This is a genomic window from Cupriavidus gilardii, from assembly GCF_008801915.1.
GTDB classification, from domain to species: domain Bacteria; phylum Pseudomonadota; class Gammaproteobacteria; order Burkholderiales; family Burkholderiaceae; genus Cupriavidus; species Cupriavidus gilardii.
Genome location: NZ_VZOV01000005.1, coordinates 223,704 through 238,214, shown reverse-complemented (window position 1 = coordinate 238,214; position 14,511 = coordinate 223,704). Strand labels below are relative to the sequence as shown.

General features: G+C 69.7%; 9 protein-coding genes. 7 read left to right on the top strand and 2 right to left on the bottom strand.

From position 1 onward, the window contains the following. Position 1: 1 nt before the first annotated feature. Genes F7Q96_RS09585 through F7Q96_RS09570 form a run of 4 tightly spaced genes read left to right on the top strand, consistent with a single transcriptional unit; the run spans position 2 to position 10,395 of the window. Entirely contained in the window at positions 2 to 2,548 is a 2,547-nt protein-coding gene (locus F7Q96_RS09585; protein ID WP_151022549.1) for a hypothetical protein, read from the top strand. Beyond that, positions 2,545 to 6,375 carry a hypothetical protein gene (locus F7Q96_RS09580; RefSeq protein ID WP_053823869.1) on the top strand — a complete coding sequence of 1,277 codons (3,831 nt, stop codon included), beginning with the start codon at positions 2,545 to 2,547 and terminating at the stop codon, positions 6,373 to 6,375. Before F7Q96_RS09585 ends, F7Q96_RS09580 begins: the two co-directional genes overlap by 4 nt. Before the next feature lie 53 nt (positions 6,376 to 6,428). Continuing rightward, positions 6,429 to 7,991, top strand: a complete 1,563-nt coding sequence (locus F7Q96_RS09575; RefSeq protein WP_053824610.1) for a hypothetical protein — start codon at positions 6,429 to 6,431, stop codon at positions 7,989 to 7,991. Further along, positions 7,984 to 10,395 carry a S8 family serine peptidase gene (locus tag F7Q96_RS09570; RefSeq protein ID WP_170265918.1) on the top strand — a complete coding sequence of 804 codons (2,412 nt, stop codon included), beginning with the start codon at positions 7,984 to 7,986 and terminating at the stop codon, positions 10,393 to 10,395. Before F7Q96_RS09575 ends, F7Q96_RS09570 begins: the two co-directional genes overlap by 8 nt. A 15-nt stretch (positions 10,396 to 10,410) precedes the next feature. Here F7Q96_RS09570 and F7Q96_RS09565 read toward each other — a convergent pair whose 3' ends face one another. Continuing rightward, positions 10,411 to 10,806 carry a lysozyme inhibitor LprI family protein gene (locus F7Q96_RS09565; protein ID WP_053823866.1) on the bottom strand — a complete coding sequence of 132 codons (396 nt, stop codon included), beginning with the start codon at positions 10,804 to 10,806 and terminating at the stop codon, positions 10,411 to 10,413. A gap of 273 nt (positions 10,807 to 11,079) precedes the next feature. Between F7Q96_RS09565 and F7Q96_RS09560 the strand changes: the two genes are divergently transcribed. From F7Q96_RS09560 to F7Q96_RS09550, 3 genes are all read left to right on the top strand, one after another. Beyond that, positions 11,080 to 12,273 carry an MFS transporter gene (locus F7Q96_RS09560; protein ID WP_053823865.1) on the top strand — a complete coding sequence of 398 codons (1,194 nt, stop codon included), beginning with the start codon at positions 11,080 to 11,082 and terminating at the stop codon, positions 12,271 to 12,273. A 244-nt stretch (positions 12,274 to 12,517) separates the two neighbouring features. After that, positions 12,518 to 12,823: a type II toxin-antitoxin system RelE/ParE family toxin gene (locus F7Q96_RS09555; protein WP_053823864.1), complete on the top strand. Its 306-nt coding sequence runs from the start codon at positions 12,518 to 12,520 to the stop codon at positions 12,821 to 12,823. Next, the gene (locus tag F7Q96_RS09550) at positions 12,820 to 13,122 is read left to right on the top strand and encodes an addiction module antidote protein (RefSeq protein WP_082371731.1); all 303 of its coding nucleotides are present in this window, start codon (positions 12,820 to 12,822) and stop codon (positions 13,120 to 13,122) included. The genes F7Q96_RS09555 and F7Q96_RS09550 overlap by 4 nt, the downstream gene beginning before the upstream one ends. Positions 13,123 to 13,153: 31 nt before the next feature. On the opposite strand, the gene F7Q96_RS09545 is transcribed toward F7Q96_RS09550, so the two are convergent. Continuing rightward, positions 13,154 to 14,482, bottom strand: a complete 1,329-nt coding sequence (locus F7Q96_RS09545; RefSeq protein WP_151022544.1) for an MFS transporter — start codon at positions 14,480 to 14,482, stop codon at positions 13,154 to 13,156. Between the last annotated feature and the right edge of the window lie 29 nt (positions 14,483 to 14,511).

Below are 14,511 nucleotides of genomic sequence, written 5' to 3'. Positions count from 1 at the left end.
CATGGCAAAGTTCCTTTCCTGGCGGGTCACCGCGCTGCGCCACGGCGCCAACGGCAATGTGGTCGCGGGACGCCTGCAGGCCGGCGCCACGCTCACGCTCGAAGAGATCGTCACCGGCGGAACGCCGCGCTCGATCACCGCACCCGCCCCCTACGAGCTGTTCGGCCCCGGCGACGTGCAGCGGCTGGCGCCCGGGACAATCACCCGGCGCTACCCGCCGCCGGGCGCGTCCGATGCGGAGAACACCAAGCGCGCGCTGGTCGAGTTCAGTCACCCGGATACGCTGGACCTGCCGTGGCGGTATTCGCCTGATCCTGCGCTGCCCGGCGCGATCCGGCCATGGCTGGTGCTGGTGGTGGGGCTGCCCACCGACGTCGTGCCCGGCGGCGATGGCCGCGTTACGCTGTCCGCGCAGGCACAGGCCAGCCATCCGCTCGGCGACTCGCACCAGTGGGCTCATGTGCATGAAGTCGACGGCGACTGGTACAGCCGTATCCTCAGTCCGCTGAAGCTCGAACCGCAAACCGCCTACGTCGCCTGCCTGGTACCCGCGTATGTGGTCGAGCCCGACGGCACGCTGCGCGATGCGTGGCCCGTCGCCGCCGGGCAGCCGGTGCGCGTGACCTGCTACGACAGCTGGGGCTTCCGTACCGGCGAAGGCGGCGATTTCCGGGACATCGCCAAGCGGCTGCGCACGCCGGTCGACGGCGAGCTGAAGGAGGACTTCGGCCGCGCGAAGCTGCGATACCAGCGGCGAGGCTCCGCTGCCGCCGGCGAGCCCACGACGGTCGCGCTGCCGATGGGCGGTGCGCTGCAACGGGTCAGCATGGTCGGCGCACCAGGCGATCCCCTCGCGCCCTGGCTCGCCGCGGAAACCGCCGCGCTGACCGCAATGCCGCCGGTGCCGCCGGGCCGCTGGCTGCTGACCGCGCCGCGCTACCACGCGCCGTTCACGATGCCGGGCTCCAGTCCTGCGGCCGGATGGAGCGCGCAGCTCCATACCGATCCGCGCCATCGCGGCGCGGCCGGTCTCGGCGCATGGGCCGCCATTGCGTGGCAGGACCGCATCGCCAAGGCCGCCGCCACGCGTGCGGGCGATCTGGCGATTGCACGCGAGCGCATCGGCAACGTCGCGCTCGGCGTCGAGGTGTCGCGCTCGCTGTGGTTCCGCCATATGCCGCCCGACCCCGTCGACAAGCTCGCAGTGCTCGGCGCCATGCTGGGCCGCATGCCGGTCAGCGCGCAGCAGACAGTGTCGTCGGCGTTGACCGGACGCACGCCCGGCATGGTGCCGGCGATCTGGTCGTCGGCCGCGCGGCGCGCGCTGCGTCCGGGCCCTGCGCGCTCGGTGCTGACGCGCGATGGCGTGATTGCCCATCGCGTGCTGCTCGAGGCGGCCGCCGCCTGCCCGGCGCCGCCCGACGATCCCGATGCGATCTGGCACCGGCCGCGCGGTGACGCCGCCCCCTTGCTGAAGGACGCGGTGCGGCGCGCGTTCGACGACGAGCGCCAGGCCGATGACATGTTCCGGATGCTGATGGACAGCGAAACTACGACGGACCTGAACCGCCTCGCCGCCGCGCTCGATGCGCTGACGCCCGATGCCGATGGCCGCGTCGACCCGGATAAGGTCATTCGCGCCGTGCGGGAACCCGGACAGCGGATCGACGAGCCGGCCACCGCCCAATGGGTCGACACGCTCGCGGGGAGCCGCCCGCGTTGCCGGCCGGTGGACCTCGACACGCTGGGCCAACGCGTTGCGGACGCCGTCAATCCGTTCGCCGCGCGTCCGCCGGCGGTCGATCGCGTGCTGGCCACCCTTGTCGGCATCGACGACATCGGCCCCGTCGAAATCGAACCCGAGCTGGACCTGCCGCTGTGGCAGTTCCTCAACGAGGCCGCGCCCGACTGGATGCTGCCTGGCATCGGCGACCTGCAGCAGGACCGCGTGGTCGGGCTGGCCACGCACGCTGCCTTCGTCGAAGGCGTGCTTGTCGGCGCCAATCATCAGGCGCTGGGCGAGCTGCGCTGGCGCAATGTCCCGATCGCCCCGCGCTGGTCGCCGCTGCGCAAGTTCTGGCAGCGCAACGGCGGCCAGTTCGATATCCATCCGATCCGCCAGTGGCCCGCCGATGCGGCCCTGGGCGCCGCCGCGCTGACGCCGACGCCGCTCGCCAGCGAGGCGGTCGTGCTGTTCAAGACTCCGCTGTTCCGGCGCTATCCCGACACGGTGGTCTATCTGTACAAGGCCGAGGCGGATTGGTCCGTGCCGGACCCGGACGAACCACTGGACGAGTCGCGCAAGCAGTATCCGACGTTCCCCGGCAGGATCGGCCGCGACGTCGCGTTCTTCGCGTTCAACGTGGCGCCCGCGGATCTGGCCAACTATTGGGTCGTACTGGAAGAGCCGCCGGCCGGCTACCGCTTCTACAGCCGGCACGACGATCAGGACCGGCCCATTGGCAGCGTCGCCGATGGCGCCGCCTACGCCCTCGAAACCTTCGCCCGGCCGGTTCGCGTGATGATCGGCAAGCTGGAGCTGGCATGAGCGCCGTCGAGGTGCTGGCCCCGCTGCGGATCGAGACGCGCTTCTACGCGCCGGACGGTGCGCGGCCCGGCTGGCTGCTGCGGCTGCGCGTCTGGCCCGACGAATTCTCGATGGCGCGCCGGCCCATCGCCCCGTCGCCGGCCGAGCTCGATCTCTACGACGACGTGCTGCGCCAGTTCCCCGCCGATGCCGGCATGCAATGGCGCATGCTGGCCGCGCGGCTGGGCGTCGAACGGGCGCTATGGCTGCGACGGACCGTTGCCATCGTGGCCGATCCGGTGCCGCGCACCGATCGCGGCATGGCGCAGCCACGCGATCCGTCGGCCTGGCCCGACACGCACCAGCCCTTCGGTCTGCCGCCCGCGATCCACGTCTGGTTCGTTCAGGCCGGCCAGGTGGGACCTCCGATGCTGGCTGGCACGATGCGTCCCAGGCGCGAACGGATCGCCGAACAACTGGGCTTGGCCGCCTTCGAAAACCCTGCCGCCACCGGCGAGCTGCCGCAAACGTGGTGGACCTCGTTCGAGGTCGCCATGGACGTCGAACTGGCGATCGAAATCGCCTTTCCCGCCGGCGTGCAGCCGCCCGCGCTCGACGCCATCGTGGTCGCCGGCATCGGCGACGTCTCGCCGGAACCGCTGATCGCGATGCACGCCGCCAGCGGGCGGCTGTCGGTGCTGCGGCCCGGCACGCCGACCAATACGGTGGACGGCGAGGCCACCGCCGAGGTCGCATCCAATGCCGGCGCCGATCCGGCCGCATGGGAAGGCATCGACGATGCGCCGCCAGCCGCGGACAGCGCCTCGGCCGCCGTGATGCAGGCGCTTGCCGGGCCGGATGCGGTACCGATCAAGCTGCAAGGGGGCGACGTTGCCGCAAGCGGATACGACCCGTTGGTCGTGCATGCGTTATGGCCGGTGCTGTGGGGTCATGCGCTGCGCGATGTCGTCGGCGCGGGCGAACAGGAGGCGCGCCTTGCGGAATGGGCCGAGGCCTGGCTGGCGCCGCAGGGCCCCTACCCGGCGATCCGCGTCGGCTCACAGCCCTACGGCCTGTTGCCGGCCACCGTACTCGCCGGCTGGACCGGCCAACACATCACGGCGGGACAGATCCGCGCTTGGGCCGGCCCGTGGCGCGATGCGGCCGCCGCCGATGCCGCGGTCTACCCCGGCACCGTGGTGGGCGCCTCCGCGCAGCGGGCGGCGGAACTGCTGGGCGAGGATACGCCCACGCGCCGCTGGGCCGTGCGGCTGGTTTCGCCCTTGCCCGTGGTCAACGCGATCCGTGCGATGCGCGGAATGCCGCCGCTCCAGCCGAGCGCGTGGGAAGACGACACGGCCTCGATCCTGGCCGGCCGCAAGACGCCGCTATCGCCGCTGGGCGCCTTCTCGGAGCAGGCCCCTGTGCCCGCCAGCACGCCCGAAGCCGACAGCGACGACCCGGAAACGCTGCGCCTGCTGCTGGAGGACGACAGCGAGATCTTCCCGCAGCGCTGGGACCACAAGCTGGGCCTGCTGGGACATCTGATCTTCGAAGCGCTGTGCCTGCTGCGCGCGAGCGTCGGCCAGGCGCGCGAGTCGATCGAAACGGGTCAGTCCGTCGACCCGCACGCGCCCTTGCCGATGCAGGCGGGTGCCGATGCGCTGGTCAGGCTGGTGCGGCGCGGTTATCCGGGCACGCCGTCGCAGCCGCAACTGGACGATCTGTTCGCCTCGCCCGACGCCGGCGCGCAGTGCGTCGCCAAACGGTGTCTGCGCGGCATCGAGGCGCTGGCGGCGCTGGTGCAGGCCTATGCCGACGATTCCGACGGCGTCTTCGGGTGCGTGCTGGCCGCCCTGGACACGGCCAGCCATCGCGTCGATCCGTGGATCACGGGCCTTGCCAGTTCGCGCCTGCGCGAGCTGCAGAACGCGCGGGCCCCGTGGCGGCTCGGCGTCTACGGCTGGGTCGATGCGCCGGCGCCCTACGATGCGGGCAATCCCGGCCATGGCCTGCCGCCCGGTCCCACCGCCGCCGGCCTGCTGCACGCGCCGTCGCAGACGCAGGCGATGACGGCCGCGCTGCTGCGCGATGCGGCGGTCCGCCATCCCGGCGATGCGCGCTGGCGGATCGCCATCGATTCGGCCAAGGTGCGCGCCGCCATGCGGCTGGCCGAGCGGGTTCAGCTCGGCGTGCATCCCTACGAGGCGCTGGGCCTCGAGGTCGAGCGCATCGTCGGCGACTGGGACACCGTGCGCAAGCTGCGCGAGGACTACCCGATGCGCGACACGCATGCGGGCACGCGATGCTGCGACGGGGCGCGCGTGCTGCGGCTGCTGTTCCGGCATCAGGCGGGCGATCCGCCGCCACCGGCGCTGCCGGCCGGCGTGCGGGAAGCCCTGGCGACCTGCGATGCGGCGCTCGACACCTATGCCGATCTGCTGGTGGCCGACGGCGTCCATGCGCTGGTCAGCGGCCATGGCGGCCTGGGCAACGCGGCGATGGAGGCCGCGGCGGGCCTCGGGCGGCCGCCCGAACTGCGCGCGATACGCACGCCGCGGCAGGCCGCCAGCGTGCGCGTATCGGCGTGGGCGGTGCTGCCGCCCGGCGATGCGGCGCAAGCAGGCGGCCAGACAGGCGCGCCGCCGGCCGTGCTCGCCGATCCCGCGTTGGCGAGCCTGCTCGACCGGGAGTTGGGCCCGGCAAGCGGCTGGACCTGGACCGTCGGAGCCGATGCGGTAAGTCTGGCCGACCTCGGCCTGCATGCGATCGAGGCGCTCGCACTGTCGCCGGCGGAACTGGCGCATCGCCTGCGCGGCCAGCGCGACGCGTCGCTGCCGCTCGCCTCCGGCACCGGCGCCGGCAAGCTGGCCCGCGCCACGCGGCTGGCCGAGCTGCTTGGCGGCGGCGACAGCGATCCACCGATCCCGGGGACGATCGATGGCCGCGACGACGATGCTGCGCCCGGCTCGCCCCTGCGTGACGCGATGATGGCCGACCTGGCGGGCCGGCTCGGCGTGCTGCGAAACCGGCTGACCTCGCTGCTGGCTTCGCTCGCCGCGCTGGATCTGAACGACCCCGCCGCGGTGACATGGTCGCTGCAACAATGCCGCGCCTGGGGCGCCGTGCAGGCCGACGACGCCGAGCCGCTGGCCCAGGCGCTCGCCCGGTTGCAAACGCGCCTGACGGCGACGCCGGAAGCCGCAGTCGATGGTCCGGGCGGCCTGCGTGGATTGCGGCAATCGATTCGCACGCTCGTTGGCCACCCTCGCCTGCCGGTGCTGCCGCTGGTGCCCTCGCTGGCCGTCGGCCCGTTGCGCGCGGCAATGCGCGACGACGAGGGACGCCCGCGCACCGACCGGGATTGGCTCGAGATCGTCGCCGCAGTGCGCCCGCGTCTGGCGAGCCTCGAAGCCTGGCAGCTCGATCCCGCGACGCAGCCCTGGGGCGCCGCCGTACGGACTGGCGATGGCTCCGGCAATCCGTGGAGCCCGGCAGGACCGGTGGTGGTCGCGTATGGACCCGACCCGGCCGCGCTGGCCGGCAGCCTGGCCCGGGTCGCGATCGCCGGTCTGGACGCCTGGCAGGACGCGATCCCTTCGGCCCGGCACACGACCAGCGCGGCCTTTGGCTTCAACGGCCCGAAGTCGCGCGCGCCGCAGGCGGTGCTGCTGGCGGTGCCGCCGGACCCCAGCCAACGGCTGAACGACGCGGAACTCGTGGCGCTGGTGCTGGAGACGCGGCAGCTGGCGCGCGCTCGCGCCTGCCGTCCGCGGCCGGGCAGCCGGATCGCGACACCGGCGGCGCTGTCTTCCTTGCCGGATATGTTCTGGGGCCATTGGACCTGAGGCCGCCCACCCGCCTGCGACGCCCGCCGATGGCCCCACCGATCGAGACCGCCATGTCCCTGCATTTCCGCCTCGAACCGCTGAGCCCGCCGACCGACTTCCATCGCGGCCTGCGAGCGCGCATTGCCGATCCCGTCTGGTTCCTGACGCGGCAATGGCAGCTCGGCGAACTGCAGGGCGAAGACGTGTCGAGCCCGGTCTCGGTGGCGGTCAGCGTCACGCATGAGCCGTTGCGCTATGCGCCGCGCCGCCCCGATCTCGATCCGGCGCGCATACCGGCAGAAGCGCTGGTCGAGGCCGAGCCCGGAGACTGGTGGACCATCGGCCGGCGCATCCGCCTGGGGCGTGCCGCCGCGCCGCTTTTGCCTGCGCTGCCGCCGCAGCGCCTGCAGACCTTGCGCCTCGGTCCGCTGCCCGCGCCCTACGAAGCGCTGTCGGAAGAACTGGACGGGCGCGCGATCTTCACCGCGGGACTGCTCGCCGGCCATGCGTTGTGGAACGAGGTGCCATCGCCACCGGCCGACAACTGGTCGTCGCGCCGCCTGACGCACGATGCGCGCTTCAGCGCGGGGACGCGCGCGCTGGAGATTCGCGATCACGATGGCGGCGACGTGGACTGGTACTCCGCCGACGCGGGCGGAACGGTGCTGCGCGCGGACGCCGGCGCGGCCGCGCCGCTGCCATCATCGCGGCAACTGCTGGTCAGCCGGCTATCCTACCCGGGCGCGCCGCATCCGCGCTGGTGGCAGATCGAAGACCAGGCCGTGGACCTGGGCGCCTTCTCGCCGGACCGCGCGCATCTGGGCACCGCGCTGCTGCTCGATGTGGCGCTGGCCCATGCCGACGACTGGTTCTGGTTCCCGGTGCCCGAGCCACCGCCGGCGACGAACGGGAAACGACCGCCTTCGTCCGGCATGCTGGTGACGCTGCGCGAGACCGTGGTGCACGACAGCTTCGGCGATATCTGGACACTGGCGCCGCCGCCGGTGGACGGGCAATACGCTTGGTCGCTGTTTCGCACCACCGGCATGGAAGCCGGCGCGCTGCTGATCTGGCCGGTCGCGGTCGCGCCGCATGCGGGCCCGTGGCTGGACGACGTGTCGCTCGGCATCGACGAGGACGCGAACGTGGCATGGGCGGTCGAACTGCGCGCCGATGGCCGCGTGCTGCTGGCCGACGATACGAGCGAGGCCGCCGCGCGCGAGACCACGCGCACCGGTACGCGGCAGTTCCGCTATCTGCCGATGACGACCCTGCCCGCGCACTGGCATCCGTATCGGCGTACCGGCCCGGACGGCATCCATGGCGACTGGCAACAGGGACTGGTGGCCGATCTCGGCGGCGTGCTGCCGCGCGTGCGCGCGGGTCCGGCATCGCGGCTGATCGGCGGACCGTCGAGGCCCGGCTTCGGGCGCGGCCACGAGATCGCTGCCGAGGCGATTGCCAGCAGCGGCGCATCGCTGCGCCGCCGTGCCCGCCTGGCGCGCGATACCGAGGGCCGCCCGGTGCTGTGGGTCGAGCGCAGCCGCATGCCGCTGGCCGGACCGCCGGTCTCGCATCTGCGCTTCGACGTGATGGCGGAGGATGAGGTGCCCCCGGGAGACGGCGATGGCTGAGGCCTATGTCGACGTGAAGCTGTTCGACGGCTTCGTACTGCCGTACGAGAGCGGCGCCGACCAGTATCTGGGCGAGCTCAAGCCGTGGTGGGACGAGCTTGCCGCGAGTTATCCCGGGCTGCGGCTCGATCCGGGCTTTCCCGTCGAGCAGATTGGCTTGCTGGCCCATATGGTCGATGCCGCGCGGATGCTGGGCGGCGAGCCGCCCGATCCGTTCGCCTGGTTCGAGGTGCCATGCGAAGCGGCGCAGCTGGAGGCGCTGGTGGGTTTGCTGTATGCGCTGCCCTTCGTGGAATGGGCCGAGCCGCGGATACAGAACTATCCCGCTGCACGCGTCGCTTACGGGACCAACGAGGATGCGCTGGCTTCGAAGCAGCTGCGTGCGGCACCGGTCGGCATCGACGCATGCTATGCGTGGCGCGTGCCCGGTGGCGCGGGACGCGGCATCCCGCTTGCCGATGTCGAGCATGGCTGGAATCTGCAGCATATCGACCTGGCCATCGTACCGATCACGCCGTTCTCGGTCTTTGGTGCCCCCACGCAGAAAGACATCGACCATGGCACGTCTGCTCTCGGCATCGTGGTCGCGGGCGACAACGGCGGCGGGATCGTCGGTATCGCACCGCAGGCGCATGCGCATGTCGTGACATCGATGCGGCAGGATGGACAGCATCGGCTGGATACCGCCATTGCGGTCGCCGGCGATGCAGTGCGGCCCGGCGGCGTCGTGCTGATCGAACTGGGCAGCGCGCGGCCGTGGGCCGGCGATAACGAACCCGGGCTCCCCGTCGAACTATCGAGGAAGGTCCAGACCACACTGCAGCTGCTGGGATTCTTCGGCATCACGGTGATCGAGCCCGCGGGAAATACGGGAGAGAACCTGGACATTCATCACGAATGCAACCACTTCAATCCCGCAGATCCGGGCTTTCGCGATTCGCTGGCGATCATGGTCGGCGGGGCCACGCAGGATCCACCCGTTGCAGGGGTGTACCAGCCATGGCAACGCGGTTCCACGTTCGGCACGCGCGTGGACTGCTTCGCCGCGTTCGCGGGCGTGCGTGCCCCGTACGATCATGCCCCCTATCCCTATCACGAATTCGGCGGAACGTCCGCCGCCTCCGCGGTGATCGCCGGCGTGGTTTGCGCGATTCAAGGCATGCAGGCCGCCAGGGATGGACAGTGCCTCTCCCCTACCTCCATTCGCGATCTGCTTCGCAACCCTTCCCTTTGCACGCCGGCCGCGTCCGACCCGCCGGGCAATATCGGCGGCATGCCGGACCTGCGCAAGGTCGCCGTGCATATGGGCTGGCCGCGCATTCTTCCCGCGCCGGCCGCCGCGGCCATCGTCGGCGACAGCGCGCTGCTGGTGGGGCTTGGCGCCGACGACCGCCTCAGCCTGCGGATCTGGTCGCGCTTGTTCGGCCCAGGGCCCGAACTGCCCCAGCCGGACAGCAAGCCGTTCGACCTGTCCGATTGTCAGCCTGCTCTGTTGGTATCGCTCGAGACCGCGCCGCTGCTGCGTACGGTATTCGAGGTCCTGATCACCGGCGTCGACGGGTCCTTGCGGTACTACTACTGGGACACGCTCGGCAATACCGGCGATATCGCCAGGGAACGGACAGAACTCGGCAGCCTCGCCCCCGGCTACGACGTGGCCGCTTGCCATCCGTTGTACGAGCTGACGACGGTGGCGGCTATCCAGATGAGCGGCCAGTTGGTGGCGGTGGAGTACGACGCGACCGTCATGGGCAATCACGACTTCTCCGACGCGGTGCAACTCGATGCGTTCAGCACTTACCGCCGTACCCCCGGTCCCGTGATGCTGTCGCGCAAGCCGCGCACCGTCGATGTCGTCGCCATCGACGACGGCGGCGCGCTGCGCTGGATTTCCGGCATCGTTCCGGATGGCGGTACCACGACGTTCTGGCGCGAATCGGTGGCCGCGCAGTGCGATGTGCCGATGGAACCTGGCGTCAAACCCGGCATCGTCGGCACGCTCGATGGCGTCGCCGTAGTGGCCGTCGGCAGCGACGGGCTGCTCTATGGCTGCGGCTTCGGTCTGCAGCCGCTGCTGTTCGAGACGCTGATTCCAATCGGTCCGGCCCCGGCCTTCGCCGCGGAAGGCCATCTGGGCCTCGCGCTGCTGCACGACGATACGCTGGTGACGGTTGCCGTCAGCGCCGACGGCCTGCTGCATGCCGCCTTCCGACCGCTGGTACCGGGCGGCGAATGGACGCCATTGCTGGCGATCGATCCTTACACCGCGGTCAGCCCCGCCGGCGGGGCCACCGTCATCACGCAGGGCGACACCGTGATGGTGTTCGCCGTGCTGCCCGACGGCCGCGTCTGCCGCAGCGACTACACGCCGGAGCGCGGCTGGTCGCCGCTCATGGCGGGATGATCGACTGCGACCGCATCAGGGCCGGCGGCAGCTGACGTCACCCTCCTGGCAATCCGTCAGACGCTTCAGCTCGGCGGTGCGCCACTGCGTCAAGCGCGCCTGGCATAGCTGCACGGCAACGCCAGCGATCGAACCGCCTGACGTCCGCCCCGTTTCCAGCTCGCAGGCGCGGCGCTGGTATTCGAGAAAGCTCTTCTGCGAAGCGTTCAACTGCTGCCGCTCCCTGGCGTTCAGCACCTTCGTCAGCTTGCGGTACTGCTGTGCATATTCGGCGTTGGCCGCATCGAAGGTTTCCTGGGCGCAGCTCTGCATCTGCACGGTGGTGACAGCCTGCTCCATGCAGTCCGCGGCATTGGCGAACTGGCATGCGCCGGCGAGAACCGCGAGTGCGGCCGCATGTTTGACGATCATCTCGATTGGCCTCCGAGTCGGTGTGGGATGGTGTGTGGGGTGGCTGCCGGATACGATCGCGATTTACGGTCGCGATTTACGGGCGCCATTTACGGTCGCCATCGGTCGCCACTTCGCCGAGATTATTGCCGCAGACGAAGGGACGGTGCGCTTGCGCCGCCGCCGCGGCTGACGTATGGTTGCGCCTTCAGGGATAACCGAAGCACTGCCTCGAAACCCGCCGAACCCGGCCCGGCATGCAAGCCGTGGCCCCACGTACGACGGGAGGCGATCTTGGACAGGCGCGTCTATCTGCTGACGGCAACGGTATTCCTGGCGGGCATCGCCGAAAACATCTGCATCGGCATCCTGCCTTCCATTGCCGGCGATCTCGGCGTTTCCGTGGCATCCGCGGGACAACTGACCACCATCTTCTCGGCCGTCTTTGCCATCGTGGCCTTCGTCTCGTCGGCGCTGCTCGGACGCGGCGATCGCAGGACGCTGATGTTGATCGCGCTGGCCGTGTTCGCCTCGAGCAATGCAATCGCCGCGGCGAGCCCCAACTACCCTGCCCTGTTCGGCGCGCGCGTGCTGATGGCGGGCAGCTGCGCGCTGGTGATCCAGTTGGCGGTCATGCTCGCCACCTCGCTCGCCGGTCCTCAGCGGCAAGGCCGTGCCATCGGTATGGTGTTCGTCGGCATCAGCGGATCGCTGGTCCTCGGCGTACCGGCGGGCATGCTGCTCGATCAGTGGGCAGGCTGGCGCGCGGTGTTCGCCACGCTGGCGGCGCTATCGCTGCTGCCCGGCGCGCTGCTGTGGATGGCCATGCCGCCATCGCCGATGGAGCGGAGCACGTCGCTGCGCGCCTATTGGCGCGAGCTCGCCGATCGGCAGGCACTGAGCGCGCAACTGGTATCGGTGGCGATGATCGGCGGGCATTTCACGCTGTTTGCCTATCTGACGCCCTACCTGCAGGCAAACCTGAGCCGCGACCCCTCGGTACTGACGGCCGCCTACCTGCTGTTCGGCGTGGCCGGCGTCGTCGGTGCCTGGCTCGGGGGCTGGTGTTCGGACCGCCTCGGCAGTACGCGCGCCTTGATTGCATGCCCCGCCGCGTTCTGCATCGCCATGGCGGCGCTGCCCTCCGCCACCGTTTCACCCTGGCTGCTGCTGCCGGCGATGGTCGTGTGGGGAGCGATCAGCTGGTCGGTCTCGCCCATCGTGCAGAACTTCCTGGTGCAGACGGCCCCCGGCAACGCCGATATCCGCGTCGGTATCAATGTCGCGGCAATGCATGCCGGCGTGGCCGTGGGCGCCGCGGCAGGCGGCGTCATCGTCGGTCGAGGCGAACTGCTGAAAGCGCCGTGGGCGGGCAGCATGCTCGTCGTGCTGGCGTTCGCCTTTGCGGTGGCGGCCGTACGGATTCACGCAGGCGCGGGCCGCGCGTCCGAAGCACGCACACCTGCGGGCTCCGGGCTCGGCAAGTAGACCACCGATCGTCACTTTGGCGTGCCGCAAGGGCGGCAGCGGCCATCTCTCTCTTCCGTTCCATCAAACGGTTCAGCCCACGCGCGATTATGCGATTTTTCTCATGGCGACTCTGCTGGAGTCCATGAGAAGGTCTTGGCCGCGCGTATAGCGCTCCTTGATCCGAAGTGCCGAATAGTGTGCTCTAGAACTCTCCGTGTTGTTGAGCACTTCCGGCCATTCCACTACAGTGCAATATTCCACTATGATAGAAATTCGCGAGTACCCGCCGTTCCGAAGGTGGCTGAGCGGACTGCCCGACGAGGCCACCAAGGCTGTGATCGCTCGACGGCTGATGCGGCTGTCCGTCGGCAACTTCGGCGACGCCAAATCCGTTGGAGGTGGAGTTTCAGAGCTTCGCATCGACGACGGACCGGGTTTCCGCGTTTACTTCGCCCGCGAAGGCCCCCGCGTGGTGCTGCTGCTTGGTGGTGGGGACAAGTCGACGCAACACCTCGACATACGCAAGGCGCAAGCGCTGTGGGCAGAAATCAAGAGGACGCAAGCATGAAGGATCTGGAATATCGTACGTTCGACCCAGCGCGGTATCTCGACACCGACGAGGCGCGCGCCGCGTTTCTCGCGGACGCGCTGATGGATGCGGATCATCCTGAGTTGTTCGCCGAAGCACTGGCCGCAGTCGCACGCTCGCGCGGCAACATTGCCGAGACGGCGCAGGCCGCCGGGTTGTCAACCTCGGGGCTCTACAAGATTCTGGGCGCCGACAGCGATCCGAAACTCTCGACGTTGCGGGCCTTGCTCGATGTACTGGGCGTTGAACTGACGATCCGTCCTAAGCTCGCGCACTAAGCGGACCCGTGCGGACGGACCGCCTGCGCCCCTATCGCGTCGTCCCCAGCGCGCCCCCGTATTGCGCCGCGCCCTGCTGCCGCGACACCAGGCGCGCGGGCACCAGCAGCGTCAGCACCGCACCGGCGACCAGGCAGCCGGCCAGCAGATACATGCCGGCATTGGTGCTCTGCGTCAGGTCCTTCAGCCAGCCGACCGCGTAGGGGCTGATAAAGCCGGCCAGATTGCCCAGCGAATTGATCATCGCGATGCCGGCAGCCGCGCCGGTGCCGGCCAGGAAAGCGGTCGGCAGGCTCCAGAACAGCGGCAGCGTGGTCATGATGCCGATCGTCGCCAGCGTCAAGCCCACCATCGCCAGCACCGTACGGTCGTGCCACAGCACCGACAGCACCAGTCCGATGGCACCGGCAATCGCCGGAATGGCGATGTGCCAGCGGCGTTCGCCGGTGCGGTCCGCGCTGCGCGCCACCAGCACCATGCCGAGCACGGCGACACCGTAAGGAATGGCGGTCAGCAGGCCGATGTCCAGCGCGCCCTTGACGCCGGTCTGGCGGATGATCGTCGGCAGCCAGAAGCTGATGCCGTACAGCCCCATCACGAAGCTGAAGTAGATCGCGCTCATCATCCAGACGCGCGGGCTCGACAGCACGCGCCGGATCGGCATGTCCTCCTTGTGCGCCGTTTCCGCGGCGATGTTGCGCTCGAGCACGGCCTTTTCCTCGGCGGTCAGCCACTTGGCATGGCTGATCCGATCGTCGAGGAAGGCCAGCACCCACAGTCCGACCAGCACCGATGGAATGCCTTCGAGCAGGAACATCCATTGCCAGCCGGCCCAGCCGTTGTGGCCGTCGAACGTCTGCATGATCCAGCCCGACAGCGGGCCGCCGATCACGCCGGACAGCGCCACCGCGGTCATGAACCAGGTGGTCGTGCGCCCGCGCCGTTCGGCGGGATACCAGTAGGTCAGGTACAGGATGATGCCGGGGAAAAAGCCTGCCTCGGCCACGCCCAGCAGGAAACGCAGCACGTAGAACATCGTCGGCGTGGTGACGAACATCATCGCCGCCGAGATCAGGCCCCATGTGATCATGATCCGCGCGATCCAGACCCGCGCGCCGACCTTGTGCAGGATCACGTTGCTCGGCACCTCGAACAGGAAGTAGCCGATGAAGAAGACGCCGGCCCCCAGGCCATAGACCGTTTCGCTGAATTTCAGGTCGTTGAGCATCTGCAGCTTGGCGAAGCCGACATTGACGCGATCCAGATACGCGACCACATAGCACAGCAGCAGAAAGGGAACGAGGCGCCAGCTGACCTTGCGGTAGATCGCGTCTTCGAATCCAGCATTCGTGGAACTCATGGCTGTCTCCTGATGGTTGTCATGCTTGA